Raw genomic sequence first — 16,899 nt, forward strand, 5'->3', positions numbered from 1 at the left:
CCTCCGTGCGAACCGACTAGTGACGCGTGTCCCAGCGGAACCAGCGACGGATCGCGGAGACCCCGATGGCCAGCCACAACAGTATGATCACAGCCGGCTGCCGGGCCTCGGACAGGACTCCGACGAAGTCCCGAGGTGCCTCGGCCCCCGTGGTGCCGAGCCAGCCGAGCCGGACCAGGTCGAGGACCGGGGTCAGCGGCAGCATCCGGCACACCGTGGCGAGCGTGTCGGGCATCGAGTCCAGCGAACCGGCGACCCCGGAGCCGATCATCGAGACGACCAGCACCGGCAGGGTGGTGATCTGTGCCGTCTCCACGGTCCTGGTGAAGCCCGACGAGGCGGCCGCCAGCAGGACGAAGATGGCACAGCCGGCCAGCATCGCGAGCAGCAGCACCGGAAGGTTGACCGGTACCGGCAGGTCGATGAGGACCATCGCGGCCACCACCGTCAGTACCGTCTGGGTCAGGGCGAGCGCCAGGGCCGGAACCGCCGCGCCGATCAGGATCTCGGCGTCCGTCGCCACCCCGGTACGCAGCCGCTTGAGCACCCGCTCCTCGCGCCGGGCCACGTACGTCGTCACCAGGTTGTAGTACACGACGTACAGCAGGACGAAGCCGAACATCGAGGTGGCCAGGAAGGCACCGGCGGAGACGTGTCCGTCGCCCTCCAGAAACGTCGAGAAGAGCGCCACCGTGCCCAGCGGCAGCAACAGCGCCGTCGTCGCGGCGGTCTTGTTGCGCAGCAGCAGGATCATCTCGGCCCGGCCGAGCGCGCTGATCCGGCGCGGGCTCACCCCGCCGAGTCCGAGCCGGCCGGCCATCCCGGTCCGTCCACTCCGCGCCTGCACTGGTGCCGTCATCGGGTCCCCTCCTTCATGGGATCGTCCTCGGAGTGGGCCACCGCGAGGAATGCCTCCTCCAGGGACGCGGCGCGGGCGTCCAGGCCACCCAGCTCCAGCCCACGCGGATTCGCCCACTCCAGCAGGGCGGTCAGGGCCGGCTGCAACGCGTCGGTGTAGATCGTCAGCCGCGCCCCGCCACTGGGGGCTGCGCCGGACGGCGGCGGTTGCACACCGGGCACCGTCGGCAGGTCGGCCGGGCTGGTTCCGGCAGGCAGTTCGAAGCTGATCCGGGCCGGATGCGCGGCCACCACCTCGGCGACGGTGCCGGCGGTGACGATCCGGCCCCGGTGCATGATCGCCAGCCGGTCGGCGAGTTCGGCCGCCTCCGCCAGGTAGTGGGTGGTCAGCAGCACTGTGATGCCGTCGACCAGCAGTGCCCGGACCAACTGCCAGGTGTTGTGCCGGCTCTCCGGATCCAGTCCGGTGGTCGGCTCGTCGAGGAAGAGGACCTCCGGCTGGCCGAGAATCGCCATCGCCAGGTCGAGCCGGCGGCGTTCACCGCCGGAGAGCTGCTTCACCTGCGTACGCGCGCGGTGGCGCAGGTCGACCAGTTCCAGCGTGTGGTCGACGGGGCGGGCCCGGGGCAGCGTACCGGCCCACATCCGGGCCGTCTCCGCGACCGTCAGGTCGGCCGGGAAGCCACCCTCCTGCAACATCACCCCGGTACGCGGACGTACCGCCGCCCGGTCCCGGTACGGGTCCCGGCCGAACACCCGGATCGTCCCCGCACTCGGTGCGGCCAGCCCCTCGACCAGTTCCAGGGTCGAGGTCTTGCCCGCACCGTTGGTACCCAGAAGCGCGAACAGTTCCCCTCGGCCGACCGAGAAGGAGACGCCCCGCACCGCCTCGAAGCCGCCACTACCGCCGTACCGCCGCCGCAGGTCGGTGACCTGGACGACGGTTTCCCGACCGGGCGGCGCCATCGCCGGGTCGGGAGCCGTCATCGTCTGGTTCATGCAGATGATTATTTGATGTCTCAGCCGGCGGCGGCAGTGCCGTCACTCACCGCTTTCCGGGTATCCCACCCGGCTCCGACCATGACGAATCTCATGCCCCGGATCACCGCCCCGCCGGATGGATCGCCTGGAACAGCGCGATCCACTGCTCCGGCCAGACCTGTCCGACCAGGGCCTGCGGCGGTACCCGGTTGGCCCGCAGCGCGGCGTCGACCCGCCGCGCCGGGTACCGCCGGCGGAGCGAGGCGCCCAGCGAGCCGCCGAGCCCGCTGAACCCGAGGGCCACGAACCGTTCATAGTCGACGGACTGCCGAGCCGGCAGCAGGTCCACCGGGCGGCGCTCCAGCCGCAGGATGGCGGAGTCGACCCGGGGCGTCGGCCGGAACCGTTCCCGGGGAATCCGGCCGGCCAGTCGCCAGTGGAACCGGGGCCAGGTCTGCACGGTCCGCAGGGTCCAGCGGCCGTAGTCGCCACAGCGTTTCCGGGCGTACTCGAGTTGGGTGACCAGGGTCGCGGAGGTCAGGTTCGGCGCGTCCAGACACCAGTCGACGATCCGGGTCGTCGAGGCGTACGGGATGTTGCCGACCACCGCGAACGGCTCCTGCGGAGGTGACGACGCGACGAAGTCGCCGTGCACCAGCCGGATCCCCTCGGTGGTACCGAACTCGTCGTCGAGCCGGGCGACCAGGGTCGGGTCGATCTCGTACGCCACGACCCGCCGGCACAGCCGGACCAGTTCCCTGGTCAGTGCGCCCTGCCCGGCACCGACCTCGAGGATCAGTCCGCCCGTTGCCGGTTGGACGGACCGGATTATCTGCCCGATGGTGCGTGCGTCGTGCAGGAAGTTCTGTCCGAGTACCCGCCGGGACCGGTCCGTCCCGGTCCGGGGCGACCCTTCCGGCCTGGCCCGGGGCGACCGGCCCTGGTCTGTTCCGGGCGCCGCCCGGCCGGTGTGGCGAACGTGGCGATGGTTCTCTCGATTTCCGCGATGGTGCGGCACAGCCGTGTCCTCCCGCCCGGGGTCTGCCGGGCCGGTTGTGGGACAGGCGGCACGAGCGGCCATGGCCTGTCCCGAACTGACGGGGACTCGGATGACCCTGGGCGTGCGGCCGCACGGCGGCTCGCGCCGGCGCGTCGCTATGGACGCGGGTGGCCTGTGCCGGTCACGGCGACGCGAGGCGTCGCCAGGACAGGACGGAGGTCACGGCGCGATTCGCCGGAGAAAAGGGGACGACTGTTCGGCCGACGCCGCGACAGCGGGCGCCGGGTAGTCGAACGTGCGTTGTCCGTGTTCAGCCAGCCAGGGCGGATCGCCGGGGCCGAGGGCGGAACAGGAGCAGTAGCGACGCCCCACCAGCGGTGCACATCCCGGTCAGGGACCCGCGGATCAGGGCTTGGAAGGTGCTGGACACCCGCCCACTCTAGTTCAGTGGGTGGTCACCGGATCAACCGAATAACCGCTCTGGTCCCGGCCCCTGGCCATCCGACTGATCACCTCGGGATCGCCGGGCCGGGCGAACCACCAGCCCTGGGCGTGGTCACAACCCATCGAGCGCAGCAGCTGGGCCTGCTCCTGGGTCTCCACGCCCTCGGCGGTGACGGTCAGGTTGAGCCCGTGGGCGAGCGCGATCACACTGGCCACGATCTGCCGGTCCGCCGGGGTGCCGGGATGACCGGGTGCCAGTCCCTCGATGAACGCTCCGGCGATCTTCAACTCCCGTACCGGCAGTCGGCGCAGGTAGGCCAGATTGGAGTAGCCGGTACCGAAGTCGTCGACCGCGACCCGTACGCCGTGCTCGGCCAGCACCTCCAGCGCGTCGGCCGGGCCCTGGGCCGGGCCGAGCAGGGCGCTCTCGGTCAGTTCCAGTTGCAACTGGTGGGCCGGCAGCCCGACCTCGTCGAGGGTACGCAGCACTTCGTCGGCGAGGCCCACGTCGTGCAGTTGCCGGGCGGACAGGTTGACGCTGATGAACGGCGCCTGGTCACCGAGTTCCCGGTACCAGCCGGCGGCCTCCCGGCAGCCCCGGGTCAGTACCCACCGGCCCAACTGCCCGATCAGGCCGAGCTCCTCGGCGAGGTCGATGAAGATCTCCGGTGCGATCGGCCCGTGCTCGGGATGGGTCCACCGGAGCAGCACCTCGGCGCCGATCGGCACACCGTCGGTGAGCCGGACGATGGGTTGGTACCGAAGGGCGAAGTCGCCGCGTTGCAGGGCCGAGCGGAGTCCGGAGCTGAGCGTCGAGCGGAGGGCCTGGGCATCGTGCCGGTTGGCGTCGTAGACCTCGTACCGGTCGCCGCCAGCGGCCTTCGCCCAGTACAACGCGATGTCGGCGGCCCGCATCAGATCACTTGGCTGGCTGTGCGGGATGCTGTCGTCGGTCACACCGATGCTGACCGACACCGAGAGCTGGTGTCCGGCGGCCGGAATCGGCTCTCGGACCGCCGACACGACCCGCTCCGCCACCCGTACCAGTTGGTCGAGTTCGGTCCCGGCGGCCGCGACGATGACGAACTCGTCCCCGCCCAGCCGGCCGGCGAGCCAGCCGGGCTCCGAGACGCAGCCGGTCAGCCGGCCGGCGACGGTACGCAGCACGTCGTCCCCGGCGGCGTGCCCGAACGAGTCGTTGATGGTCTTGAAGCCGTCGAGGTCGAGGTAGCAGATTCCGATGTGCTCGTCGGCCCCCAGCCCGTCGACCAGCTCGTCGAGGCGACGCAGCAGCAGGGCCCGGTTCGGCAGGTTCGTCAGCGGGTCGTGCAGGGCCTGGTGGGACAGCGCGGACTGCAGGTGGTACCGCTCGGTGTCGTCCTGCGCGGTGACCACGAGGTGGGTCATCGCGTCGTGCCGGACCGGCGCCAGCGAGAGCCGGAGCCAGACCGTACCGCCGCCCGGCCGGCTGAAGGCGGCGTCCAGCTCGGTATGCGTCCGCCGTCCGGCGTGAAGATCGCCGAGGGCCCGCTCGAGCGCCGCCCGATGGTCCGGCTGGCTCAGCCCGGTCAACCGTCGCCGGTCCAGTTCGGCCACCGGGCGGTCGAGCATCCGGGCCAGCGCGGGGTTGGCCTGGACGATCCGGTTCTCCAGGTCGACCACGCAGATCCCGCTCGCCGAGGAGACGAAGAGGGCCTCGAAGCGCGCCTCGCTCGCCGCTCGGGCCCGCTCGGCGCTTTGGCGGGCGGTCAGCACCGCCCTGATGATCGACTCCAGCTCGGACTGGGTCCGCTCCCGCAGCGCGCGGGCGTATCCGGCGGCGACCGCGCCCAGCAGCGCGGCCCGGTCGGTCGCCCCGGCCGGGCCGGCTGGCAGCCGGTCGACGAGCGCGGAAATGGTCGCCTGCACCGCATCGGTGTTGGTGTAGCCGTCGGCGACCAGCGCCGCGCCGACGTCCCGGGCCACGGCCGCACCGCCGTCGGCGCCGGTCAGCCGCACCAGGTAGCTCCGGAGCACGTGGCGCAGGTCGTCCAGACGCACCGGTACGTAGCTGATCCGGGCCATCAGGTGCGCCCAGTGCAGGGCGAGTTCGTCGAGACCGGCCGAGGTCGACCCAGGCCCGTCGCCCGCATCGGTCACGGCTTGCGTCCCACCCCGGCGTAGATCAGGGCGCCGGAGAACTGGTCGTCGACCTCCACTGTGGGGTCCGGGCGCCAGTCCGGCAGGTTCACCAGGCCGGGTTCGACCAACTCGAACCCGGTGAAGAACCGCTCGATCTCCGCCCGGCTGCGGGGGGTGAGCGGTGTCGGGGTGCGCCGGTAGAGTTCCCGGACCCGCTCGTCGGCCTCGGGACTGGCCCCGTGGGCGCCCTGGGTCAGCACCAGGCAGCTGCCGGCGGGGAGTCCCTCGGCCAGCCGGGCCACCGCCGCGTGCGGGTCGTCGGAGTCCTGGATGAAGTGCATCAGCGCGACCAGCAGCAGCCCGACCGGGCGGTCCAGGTCGAGCAGGCCGCCCTGCCGGATCTGGTCGAGGATGTCGCCTGGCTGCCGGACGTCCGCCTGGAGCACGGCGGTGCGGTCGTCGTCGTGGAGGATCGCCCGGCTGTGCGCCACCGCCACCGGATCGATGTCCACATAGACCACCCGGGCCGCCGGGTCGACGCGACGCGCGACCTCGTGCACGTTGTTCGCGGTGGGTATGCCGGAGCCGATGTCGAGGAACTGACCGATCCCCTGTGCCGCGAGGAACCGGACCGCCCGGCCGAGGAACGCGCGGTTGGCCCGGGCGTACCGGACCGAATCGGGCCAGGCCAGCTCGGTCTGCCGGGCGATCTCCCGGTCGACTTCGAAGTTGTGCGACCCGCCCAGCCAGACGTCGTAGATCCGGGACGCGCTGGGCCTGTCGATGTCGATGTCGTCGGGCGCCCAATCCGGTCTTGTCACCGTCTCACCCCGCCAGTTCGCTGTCCGCCGACCGGCCCTGGCGAGCGGCCACCGCCTCGTACTGGCTCCGCCTCGGCTCAGCGCCGGATTCCCGAGCCGACAGCGTACCGATCAAAGTGCGGTTGGCGAACCCGCAGACATCGAGACATGCCGTCGTCTTGGCCGTACACACGAATGGGTTTCGGCTGGACCGGCGGGTCCGGCCCGGCCCGGTGGACCGGCCCCGGGCAAACCCGGCCGACGCTCCGGACGGGCGGACGTGATCACGGCCGTGGGCTGGAGTTAAGGTACCTGAATGGAAAAGCCCACCGTAGGTCTGGTCGAGGGCCCACCGCCGGCCGACCTCGTCATCGAGGACATAACGATCGGGAACGGCCAGGAGGTCCAATCCGGCCAATGGGCCGTGGTGCAGTACGTCGGGGTCTCGTTCGACACCGGCGAGGAGTTCGACGCCTCGTGGAACCGTGGCTCGCCGTTCAGCTTCCAGGTCGGCGCCGGCAGGGTGATCGACGGCTGGGACCGCGGCGTGCTCGGGATGCGGATCGGCGGCCGGCGCAAGCTGGTCGTGCCGCCGCACCTCGGATACGGCAACCAGGGCGTCGGCAACCGGATCAAGCCCGGTGCGACCCTCGTCTTCGTCGTCGACCTGGTCGACATCAAGTAGTCGGACCCGACCGCCCGGGTTGGGTGGGTCCACCCGGGCGCCCAGGCCCCGGACGTCATCGACGTCCGGGGCCGTGACTGTTCTCGGGCCGGCGTCGTGCTCAGAAGCCGAGCGCGGCCCGGCCACCGACCACCGGGATGGTCAGTGCGCTGAACTTCGGCGCCACTGTCAGCCGGGTACCCGGCAACGGCAGCAGGGTGTACTCCTGGTCGCTGGAGAAGATCACGACCCCGAGCCGGTGCCCGGCCGGGAAGACGTAGTCCTTCGGTTCCAGCGTCCAGCGGTAGTCGTACATCTGGCCCTGCCGGACCGGGCGTGAGTGCGACTCGCTGGTGCGGTTCTGCGGATCGAGCCAGCCCCTGGTCACCACGAACGGGGCGTCGGTCGAGCCCGCCGGGCCGTAGTCGACAAGGTAGCCGGTCAGGTTCGCGGCCGTGCGGTTGTCGATGGACAACCGGACCCGCAGCTCCGGGCGTCCGGAGATCCGGACGTCCTCACGCAGCGCCGGGGACGTGTAGGCGAGCCGGTTCGGGTTGACGGTCTCCGGGCCGGCCACCAGATCGGCCGGTGCGATCGTCCGTCCAGAGTCGACGAAGCTCTGCTCGGCGCGGCCCCGGGGACCGTGGGTCAGCAGCTTCCCCGGTGCGGTGGGGCCGGTCGCGGAGAGTTCCACCGAGACGTCCCGGGCCGCCCGGTCCGGCCAGTCCGGGTACGTGGTGTAGGCCTGGTCCTCCCGCTGCACCACCGCCCTCGGCTCGGCCATGATGTCGTTGTCGACGCCCCAGAGCCAGTGGTCGAGCCAGCGGTTCTCGGTCTGCCGGTAGGTCCACGACCGCCCGTCCGGCAGGGTGACGCTGGCGGCGCTGCCCGGACCGCCGTGACCGCCCTGGTGCAACCAGAGCTTGCGCGGTACGCCGAATCGGGCGAGCTGCTCCCACCAGTCGGCGAACTGCCCGGTCTTGACGTTCCAGTCGTTGAGCCCGTGCACGACCATCACGCTGGCCCGGACCTGACGCGCCTCCGGCAGGTAGTCCCGGTCCCGCCAGAACTCGTTGTAGTCGCCGGTGACCCGGTCCTGTTCCTCGACGATCCTGGCGATCTCGTCGGCGCAGGGGCCCTCGGCGCGGGCCTGGCCGGCGGTGAACATGGTGAGGATGTCCGCGTCCTCGCCCTGGTACGTGCCCGGCGCCACGACGAGGCCGTTCGCCCGGTAGTACTCGTACCAGCTGCTGATCGCGGCGACCGGGATGATGGTCTTCAGACCCTTGACGCCGGTGGTCGCCACCATGTTCGGCAGGGTTCCGTTGTAGGACGCCCCGGTCATCCCGACCGCCCCGGTGGTCCAACCGGCCCGGACCGGTGCGCCGGTGGCGTCGAAGGCTCTGGCCCGACCGTTCAACCAGTCGATGATGGCCTTGGTGCTCAGCGTCTCCGCCTGGTCGCCGGTGGTCGGGCAGCCGTCGGAGTCACCGGTGCCGATGCCCGTCCCGGACATCACCGCGTAACCACGTGGAACGTAGTAGTCGTCGAGCTGGCCGGGCAGGTTCGCCTTCGCCCGGAAGATGCCCGGCTCCCCGGCCCGGGCCGCCGACGAACGGCCGGACGCGTTCTGCGGCAGGTCGTCGACCAGCACGCTCGGGTACGGAACGTCGTCCCAGGTGTCCTTCCGGTACGGCGAGTGCTCCAGGATCACCGGAACCCGCATCCCCCGGGTCTCGGTCTCGCGGGGACGGGAGATGTCGACCACGACCCGGTCACGCCGGCCGTCGGAGTCGGTGTCGAGCGGGGTCTCCACCCACACCCGTTCCTCGATCGCGTCGGCGAACGAGAACACCGGCTGGGTCATGCCGTCCTGCACGACGATGTCCGGCGGCGGGTCACCGGTCCCGGCTCGTGCCGGCACGGGTGACGCGAGCAGGGCCAGCGCGACGACGTACGCGCCGAGGATCCTCGCGGAACCTGGTAAGCGCATGGACGTGCTCCTCTCGGACGGTCCTCATGGGTGAGGCGGTGGCGCCGACGGTACGGCTACCGGAGCGGCTCCAGGTCATCGGGTTGACGCATTGTCCACACCGGACGGTCACGGGTGATTTCCGGGGTCGCCGGAAATGGTCGGAGCCGGGCCGGTACCCGATGTCGGCAGGGTTACAGAAAAGGCATTGGTGAACGTGGACACATTGACCGCCTATCCTAGATACACCAGCCGGGTACGTCGATTGGTGTCGCGTACCCCGGGCGGATCACGGCAGCACGGAGGCGGTCCCTGGCTTGGCCAACTGCCTTACCTAGAGGTAGCTTGGCCGCCGACAACATTGGAGGTCGTACCGTCGCGTGCCTCTACGGGGCCGGCACGCCGCGGTCGAAGCTCTCAGCTATGGAGGTTGCATCCCGGTGAGTTCCTACACAATTACGATCGCCCCGGACGATCAGACCCGTGCCACGACGACGTTGCGGGTCGAGGTTACCGACAACGCCACCCGGATCACCGAACTCCTGGTTCGGGCCGGCGAGGGTGACGGACTCACCCCGGGACAACTGCCGGCGGTCGATCTGGACCAGTTGCTGCGCGCCGTGGTGCCGGCCGCCACCCCACCGGCGGTTGCCGCGTCGGCAGCCACCCCGGAGACCCTCGCCCCGGTCGTGGCGTCCTCCGGCGTGCAGAACGCCGAGCCGACGGTCGACGCCTCGCACACCGACGTTTCGGCGGCATCCCCGACGGACATGCCCACGGTGACCCCGGAACCGGTGACGACGTCGGTGGAGGCGCCGGTGGCCACTGTGGACTCCGACGCGGCGCCTGAGGCGGTCGTACCGCAGCCGGTGTCGGCGGAGACGGTCGGGTCCGTCGCGGCAACGACCGGCAAGGCGAAGACGACCCCGACCCGGAGCACCGCCAAGCGTGGCGGCACGGCGCCGGCCACGACCACTCGGTCCAAGGCCGGCCGGACCGCCACGAAGCAGAGCGCCACCGCCGGCACGGGGCAGGACGGTTCGGCATCCCCGGCCACGAAGCGGGCCCCGGCCAGGAAGGTCGCGGCGAAGCGGAGCGCTCCGGCCAGGAAGACCGTCGGGACCGGTGAGAGCACCGCCCCGAAGAAGAGCCTCAGCGCCGGCAGCGGCACCCCGGCGGCGACGCGGAGTGCGGCAGCGGGCAGGAGCGGCGCGACGCGGAAGAGCACGACCCCGGCAAAGAGCGGCACCGCGCGGAAGACCACGGCGTCGAAGAGCGTCCCCGCGAAGACGACCGACGCGTCGTCGACCGCTCGGAAGAGCACCTCGGGCCGGAGCAGCGCGGCGACGGCCGGAACCGGGCGTACGGCCGCGACGAAGCGGGCGGGCGGCCGGACGTCGGCCACGAAGGCGACCTCGGACCCGACCGGTACCGGTGCGGCGACGGGTAAGCGGGCGGCCCGGAGCAACGCGGCCGAACCCACCGCGGGCCGGTCGTACCGCCGGGCTCCGGAGGATCTCGCCGCGGTACTCGGGCAGGCCGGCACCGCCACCGCCGTCGCGGACCACTACGGCGTGCCCCGGCACACCGCGCAGAGTTGGATCAGGACGCTGCGCCGCAACGAGGACCCGGCAACGAACTGATCGCGCCATCGACCGGAGCGGTCCGCCTCGACCGCTGGCCGGCTCCGGTCACGGCGGCGTCGTCGATCCAGGTACGCCGGTACCGCCCGCTCAGCCGTCGGGACGGATGGTCAGTACCGTCCAGGCGCCGAGATAGATCCGGTCGCCGCTGCCCAGCCCCACCGGGGTGTTAGGCGCGATCGACGTCGTCTCGGGATCGTTGAGGTAGGTGCCGTTGGCGGATTCGAGGTCCACCACGGCCCAGCCGTCGGTCTGCGGCACCAGCATCGCGTGCAGGTGGGACACGCCGGGGTCCTCGGGCGGGCCGATCAGGTCGATGTCGGGACGTACGCCCCGGGATCGGCTGCGCCGGCCGATCAGCAGTTGCCGGCGGTCCAGTACGAACCGCCTTTCGGGTACGAAGCGTGGAAAGTGCAGCGCCGCGGCGTCCACCCCGCCGAGGGATCTGATCACCTCGAAGTAGTCCCGGTCCGCGCCGACCACGATCTGCCAGTCGGCGACGTGGCCCGGTGGCCCGCCATCCGTCCCCGCCGGTCGGTGGGCGGGCGGGCCGGGACGCCCCGGATCCGGACCGTCGTCGTCCGGAGCACCGGCCACCGCGTCGGGGCTGGCTCCGGCTGCGGCGTCCGGGACCGGCGGGGCGAGCAGGAAGTCGTATCCGTCCTCCTCGCAGAACCGGTCGACCTGCGGGGTCCCGCACAGCGGGCACGGCGTGGCCGGCGTGAGCTGCCGCGCGGCGACCGGTCCGCCGCCGCGCGGCAGCCCCGGCTCGAGGACGCCGTCCGCGACGCCGGGTGTAGCGACCGGTCCTCCCCCGGCGTTCGCCTGGTCCGGGCCGGAGCCGCGGCCCGCCATCGGCGTCCCGCAGACGTCGCAGTAGTCCGCAGTCGTCGAGTCGTGTCCCCGGGGACAGCTGGGCGTCGTCACGACCGTCACCCCGGCTCTTTCCTCACCCGCACCGTCTTGATCGACCGCACGTCGGTCAACTCGGTGTCCCCCGCGTTCACCTGCCGCTTCAACGATATGGTGCCGGTCGGCGCGTCGACGACGTCGACGACCCGACCGAGGAGTTGAGCGGTTTCGTCGTGTCCCGACTCGGCAGCCAGTTGTACGGCCCGGCCCAGCCTCGCCGTCGCCGTCTCGATGTCCCCGACCTCCCGGGCCCGCAGTCCCTCCTGGATGGCGGCCGCGAGCTCGGCCTGTCCGGTGTAGTGGGCCACCTGTGCGCTGATCCGGGTGGACAGGGCGGTGTCGTCGGTCCAGCGGGCCAGGATCAGTCGCTGCGTGAGCATCTGACCGGCGCTGACCAGGCTGACCCGCGCGGCGAGCACCTCCTCGCCGACCGTGTCGGGTTCGAGCGCCACCGAGAGGTGGTACTCGCGGGTCTCCGCCCCCCAGGCGCCCGTCGGGTAGTCGCCGATCCGCGCGCTGACGGCGGTCCGGCGCCCGCTGAGGTCCTGAACGTGCGGAAAGACCTGCTTGACCGTACGGATGGTCGAGCCGGCCGGACTCCAGATCCGCAGCGCCACGTCGGCCACCCACTTGCCCATCGCCGCGGCGGTCATCGCCTGGAAGGCCGCCGGCAGCTCGGCGGGGTTCTCCAGCCCGTCGGCGGTACCGAGCAGGGTGGCGGCGATGGCGCGCAGCTCACCCGCCACCCAGCCGGTACCGATGCCCCGGCTGTCACAGACGAATCGGCCCTCGCACACGGCGAGCATCCGCTGCAGCTCCTCGGGCCGCTCGTGTTCGTTGCGGCCGTCGGTGAGCAGGATGGCGTGTCTGACCTCGGCCGGATAGCTGGCGAACAGCCAGTTGGCCAGGTCCAGCCATCGCCCGATGGCGGTTCCGCCGTCCGCCCGCAGTCCGGCCACCGCCGCTTTCGCCTGGGCCCGGGTCTGTGCCGTTGCCGGCACCATTCCCGGCTGTGGTGGGTACACCATCCGGGCGATCGACGTACCGGACACCACCGCGAAGCCGACTCCCTCGCGCAGGGTGTCGATCGCGACCGCCGTGGCCCGCTTCGCCTCGGCGAGCTTCGTCGCGGGCATCGCCATGGAGCCCGAGGTGTCGATCATGATCACTTGCGCGGCACTCGGTACGTTCGCGGGATCGCGCAGGTCCGGCCCGGACGCGGTCACGGTAAGAATCGCGTCCACCACCTGGCCTCCGGCCGGCAGATACTCGTTGTGGTCGACCTCGACGAGGAACTGCGGCGCTCCGCTCACGCGTTGGGCCCTCCCGGTCGTACGACGGGCCCTCCCGCTTGGACGACCGGCGGGAACGGCAGCACCGCGACGGCGACGTTGTCGTGTCCGCCGGCCTCCACGGCGAACCGGGTCAGGTCCCGGGCGATCGCGATCGGGGCGGGACCACCGGGTCCCGGCACCCGGGCGGCCAACGCGGGCGCGTTGGGCAGGTAGTGCGACAACCCGTCGGAGCAGAGCACCAGCCGTCCCGGCCGGTTCGGCTGGAACGTCATCACCTGCGGCTCCGCGTCGCTGGAGTCCGCGCCGAGCCAACGGATCAGCGCCTTCGAGGTGGGATCCAGCTCGGCACCGGGCGGCACCGGGCGGCCGGCCCGGATCTGTCCGACCACCGAGTCGTCGATGGTGAGGCAGACGGCCTCGTTCACCGCGCCATCGGGGCCGAGCCAGTACGCCCGACTGTCGCCGATCCAGCCGATCGACACCGAGCCGACGGTGACCACCGCGCAGACGAACGTACAGCTCGGCGGCACCTGCCCATCGTCGCTGGCGGCGGTCGCCCGGGCCGCGGTGGCGGCGGCCCGGCCGCTGGCGATGATCGCGTCGGGGGCGTTGGCACCGGCCGACAGCGCCGACAGCATGGCCGTCAGACCGGCTTCCGTCGCCGCGTGCGCGGCCACGTCGGCGCGCAACGAGGTCGATACCCCGTCACACACGACGGCCGCGATCGTCTGTCCGAGTCGGCCGATCGCGACGGCGTCCTCGTTGCGCCGTCGCCGGGCCTTGTCGGTGACCGCGGCGACCGGGCCGAGGTCCAGGTCCGCCCGGTCCCGGCCGACGAGCCACCGCTGTCCACAGTGGTCACAAAGGCCCGGGTTGCCCACCGGCGGTTTACCGCACCCTGGACAGGGTTGACCGACCGCCCGGGACGAGAGCCAGGGGTCGGCCGTCGCGCCGGAACCGGACTGGCTCTGCGGAGCGGTCGCCGTGGGTGCTGGCTGCGCCGGTACACCCCAGCCGGCCGGCGCGCCCGGGGCGCTCCACCCGGCAGGCGCCGGGGGTGGGGGCGGCGGACCCCATCCGGCCGGTGCGGGCGGTGCCGCCGGTACGGACGGCGCTGCCGGTGCCGCGGGTGTGCTCCAGGCGGCCGGGCGGGGCACGGCGACCGGGCCGGACGACACGCTCCAGACCCCGGTCGTGGACGAGCCGGTCGGTGCCGCCGATCCACCCCAGCTCGTGGCCCCGGTCGCTCCGGGCGATCCGTGCGTCGGCCCGGCGGGCGAGTACTGCCCGGGAGGGGCGGTCGGCCCCGACGGCGCGAACGGACCGGGAGGTGTGGCCGGGCTCGGATGACCGACCGGCCCGGCGGGCCGCAGGGGTTCCGGTACACCGGCCGTTCCGGTCGGCCGGAACGCTTCGGTGGGTCCGGCCAGCGCCGCGAGCCGGGAGAGCTCGGTCTGCGACGACGACCCGGTGGACCCCGCCAACGCGGTCAGCCGGGACAACTCGGTCGCGCCGGACGGCTCGGGCGCCGACGACGGTCGTAGCCCGCCGGACTCCCCCGCCGCCCAGGCCGGTGACCCGGTCGGCTCCGCCGCCGCGACGCGCTCCAGTTCCCGACCGCACACCTCGCAGTACCGGTGCTCCGGCGCGTCCGGCGGGCCGTGCTCGGGGCAGGGTTTGGCCGTGCTGCCGGCCGCGCCGGTACTACCCGTGGCCGTCATACCAGCGTCCTCGGCCGGACCGCGTTCGCGTGGTCGACCAGTGCGATCCGGAGCTCCGGATCCCGGGAGAGCTGGGCCAGCGTCCGGTACGACCGTTCCAGCCCGAACCGGAGGCCCCGCTCGGTGAGATCGTGCCCCAGGATCCTGGCGTCGGACGTCGGCACCGTACGGCCCCGAACCCAGGCCAGGGCGACCTCCAGCACCTCGATGGTGAGTCGGGTCTGCCGCTCGACATCCAGCCCGAGCCGCTCCAACCGGGCGGAGGCCCGCAGCAGCTCGTCAGGGCCGGTCCCGCCGCCACTCAGTCCGGGCAGGCTGGCCCGGACCGCCGCCACCTGCGCGGCGACGTGCTGGCTCGAACTGTCCGGCACCTGGTCGAGCACGGCGAGCGCGCCCACCCGGTCGCCGACCAGGAACCGGATCCTGGCCAGCCCGAACGCCGCGCTCAGGTGGCCGCGATCGGCGCGCCACACCCGGTCGTAAAGTCTGGCGGCCAGCTCCCGGTCGCCGGTGCACTCCGCGCTCACGGCCAACGCCAGCCGGGCCGCCGGCTCCCCCGGCAACACGTCGTACACGGCGTCGAACGCCACCCGGGCCTCGGCGGGGCGGTTCGCCGTCAGCGCCGCGATCCCCCGGTACCAGTCCACCCGCCAGTCGAACGGGTCGGCCGCGGCCAGGCGATCCAGGTCGGCGCCCGCCCCGGCCAGGTCACCCCGCTCGATCCGGGCTCCGGCCAGCCGGAGCGCCACCTCCACGCTGCGTACCGGTGCCGCCGTCAACTGCCGGACCAGTTCCGCGGGGTCGGTCGCGCCGAGCGAGGCGAGGAATCCGGCCCCCGGGTCGAGCACGTCGACCTGTGGCAGCGGTAGCGCGGCGGCCACCGCCGCCGGGGCCGGCGCTATCGAGCCGGGCGGCACCCCACCGCCGGCTCCCCAGGCCCGACCGGCGACGGCCCGGTTGACCTCGCCCGCGTCGGTGCCGAACGCGCGTCGCTCCGGGGTGAACTGCCGGGACACCGCCGGTCGGGGTACGCCGTCCGCGGCCGAGAGCACCTCCCGCAGGACGCCGAGCAGTTGCTCGCTCATCTCGGCCGCGCTCTGGAACCGTCGATCGGGATCGGGATGCGTCGCACGCCGGAGCAGCCGGTGGTACGACATCTCGGCGGCGAACAGCGGGGCGTCGGACGGTTCCGGCAGCCGGTTGGCGAAGGTCGTCGAGAAGCCACGGAAGTCGAGGCTGAGCACGGCCAGCGCCCGACCCACGGTGTAGATGTCGGAGGCGACCGACGGTCCGAAGGTGCCGACCTCCGGCGCCTGGTAGCCGGGAGTGCCGAAAATGGCGCTGGCGCTGTCGTCGACGTGTCGTACCGCGCCCAGGTCGAGAAGTTTGAGCTGCTCCTCGGCGTGGATCACGTTGTCCGGTTTGAAGTCGCAGAACAACAGGTTCCGGTCGTGCAGGTAGTCCAGCGCCGGCAGGATCTCCACCCCGTACGCGATCACCTCGGGCAGTGGCAGGGCCCGCTGGCCGCTGTCGCGGCGCCGGGAGAGCAGCATGTCCCGCAGGGACTGGCCACCGACGTACTCCATGACGATGTAGCCGACCGGGGTGCCGGTGCGCGGGTCGGGATGCTCCACGAAATCGTGGATCTTGACGATGTTCGGGTGGTCCAACTCGACCAGGAACCGACGCTCGGCCACCGCAGAGGCCATCGCGTCGGCGTCCGAGGTGTTGATGAGTCCCTTCAGGACCACCCAACGGTCGCTGACCGTGTCGCTGACGTTCCGGTCCCGGGCCAGATAGATCCAGCCCAGGCCGCCGTACGCAAGGGCGCCGAGGATCTCGTACCGCCCGTTGATGATGTCGCCCGCGCCGAGCCTGGGGAGAAAGGAGAATCGGCTGCCGCAGTGCGGACAGAAGCCCTCGGCCCGGCCGGGCTTGCCGTCGCGGCCCCGACCCACCGGCTTCTCGCAGCTGATGCAGAACCGCCGCGACTCGGCGACCTTCGGCTCGGACATCACCGCCGTGGCCGGATCCCGCAGTGGCACCCGGGCGATGTCCACCAGGCCGGCGCCGAGCCCGCCCCGGGCCGCACTGCGGGACCGGGTCGATCCCCGCGTGCCGGAGTTCGCCGTGCCCCGGCTGGGCATTGTGCCGAGGCCTGTCGGGCCGGTGCCCGTCGACGCCGGGCCTCTGCCGGTGCCGGTCGACGCCGGCCCCGTACCCGTGGACGCCGGGCCTGGACCGTGGCCTGACGACGCCGGCCCGACCCCCACACCCGGCGCCGGTCCGGCGCCGGCACTCGGCACCGCCGCCCGCCCGGTCCCGGTCGGCACCGCGGCCCGCCCCCGACCGGTCGGCGCGGCGGCCCGCCCGGTACCCGTCAGCGCGCCGGTACCGGTCGCCGTCGAGGTCGCACCGGCAGCCGACGACAGCCCACCGCCACCCGTGGACGGCGCGAACGCGCCCGTGCTGGTGGGTGCCACGCCCG

Annotated in this window: 12 protein-coding genes; 2 read left to right on the forward strand and 10 right to left on the reverse strand. The window is 72.4% G+C overall.

What is annotated here, in order from left to right; all coding sequences use genetic code 11:
• Positions 1-16 precede the first annotated feature (16 nt).
• From H4W31_RS30960 to H4W31_RS30980, 5 genes are all read right to left on the reverse strand, one after another.
• Positions 17-859, reverse strand: a complete 843-nt coding sequence (locus H4W31_RS30960) for an ABC transporter permease (RefSeq protein WP_225945764.1) — start codon at positions 857-859, stop codon at positions 17-19.
• The gene (locus H4W31_RS30965; RefSeq protein ID WP_225945765.1) at positions 856-1,857 is read right to left on the reverse strand and encodes an ABC transporter ATP-binding protein; all 1,002 of its coding nucleotides are present in this window, start codon (positions 1,855-1,857) and stop codon (positions 856-858) included. Before H4W31_RS30965 ends, H4W31_RS30960 begins: the two co-directional genes overlap by 4 nt.
• 103 nt (positions 1,858-1,960) lie before the next feature.
• Positions 1,961-2,857, reverse strand: a complete 897-nt coding sequence (erm, locus tag H4W31_RS30970) for an ErmE/ErmH/ErmO/ErmR family 23S rRNA (adenine(2058)-N(6))-methyltransferase (protein ID WP_318783503.1) — start codon at positions 2,855-2,857, stop codon at positions 1,961-1,963.
• 426 nt (positions 2,858-3,283) lie between these two features.
• Positions 3,284-5,422 carry a putative bifunctional diguanylate cyclase/phosphodiesterase gene (locus H4W31_RS30975; protein ID WP_192769855.1) on the reverse strand — a complete coding sequence of 713 codons (2,139 nt, stop codon included), beginning with the start codon at positions 5,420-5,422 and terminating at the stop codon, positions 3,284-3,286.
• Positions 5,419-6,225, reverse strand: a complete 807-nt coding sequence (locus H4W31_RS30980) for an SAM-dependent methyltransferase (protein ID WP_192769856.1) — start codon at positions 6,223-6,225, stop codon at positions 5,419-5,421. Before H4W31_RS30980 ends, H4W31_RS30975 begins: the two co-directional genes overlap by 4 nt.
• Before the next feature lie 295 nt (positions 6,226-6,520).
• On the opposite strand from H4W31_RS30980, the gene H4W31_RS30985 reads away from it, so the two are divergent.
• Positions 6,521-6,889: an FKBP-type peptidyl-prolyl cis-trans isomerase gene (locus tag H4W31_RS30985; protein ID WP_192769857.1), complete on the forward strand. Its 369-nt coding sequence runs from the start codon at positions 6,521-6,523 to the stop codon at positions 6,887-6,889.
• A gap of 100 nt (positions 6,890-6,989) precedes the next feature.
• Here H4W31_RS30985 and H4W31_RS30990 read toward each other — a convergent pair whose 3' ends face one another.
• Positions 6,990-8,861 carry a Xaa-Pro dipeptidyl-peptidase gene (locus H4W31_RS30990; RefSeq protein ID WP_192769858.1) on the reverse strand — a complete coding sequence of 624 codons (1,872 nt, stop codon included), beginning with the start codon at positions 8,859-8,861 and terminating at the stop codon, positions 6,990-6,992.
• A 419-nt stretch (positions 8,862-9,280) separates the two neighbouring features.
• Here H4W31_RS30990 and H4W31_RS30995 point away from each other — a divergent pair, with 419 nt between their 5' ends.
• The gene (locus H4W31_RS30995; protein ID WP_192772832.1) at positions 9,281-10,483 is read left to right on the forward strand and encodes a hypothetical protein; all 1,203 of its coding nucleotides are present in this window, start codon (positions 9,281-9,283) and stop codon (positions 10,481-10,483) included.
• Positions 10,484-10,573: 90 nt separating this feature from the next.
• Here H4W31_RS30995 and H4W31_RS31000 read toward each other — a convergent pair whose 3' ends face one another.
• From H4W31_RS31000 to H4W31_RS31015, 4 genes are read right to left on the reverse strand one after another with little or no spacing between them, the layout of a single operon-like run.
• On the reverse strand, positions 10,574-11,410 hold the full coding sequence (locus H4W31_RS31000) for an FHA domain-containing protein (RefSeq protein WP_318783504.1): 837 nt from the start codon (positions 11,408-11,410) through the stop codon (positions 10,574-10,576).
• Between the two features lie 5 nt (positions 11,411-11,415).
• Entirely contained in the window at positions 11,416-12,708 is a 1,293-nt protein-coding gene (locus H4W31_RS31005) for a VWA domain-containing protein (protein WP_192769859.1), read from the reverse strand.
• A complete protein-coding gene (locus tag H4W31_RS31010) occupies positions 12,705-14,411 on the reverse strand; it encodes a PP2C family protein-serine/threonine phosphatase (RefSeq protein WP_192769860.1) in 1,707 nt (568 codons plus the stop codon). The genes H4W31_RS31005 and H4W31_RS31010 overlap by 4 nt, the downstream gene beginning before the upstream one ends.
• Positions 14,408-16,894 carry a serine/threonine-protein kinase gene (locus tag H4W31_RS31015; protein ID WP_318783505.1) on the reverse strand — a complete coding sequence of 829 codons (2,487 nt, stop codon included), beginning with the start codon at positions 16,892-16,894 and terminating at the stop codon, positions 14,408-14,410. The genes H4W31_RS31010 and H4W31_RS31015 overlap by 4 nt, the downstream gene beginning before the upstream one ends.
• Between the last annotated feature and the right edge of the window lie 5 nt (positions 16,895-16,899).

The sequence above is a fragment of the Plantactinospora soyae genome (assembly GCF_014874095.1).
GTDB classification, from domain to species: domain Bacteria; phylum Actinomycetota; class Actinomycetes; order Mycobacteriales; family Micromonosporaceae; genus Plantactinospora; species Plantactinospora soyae.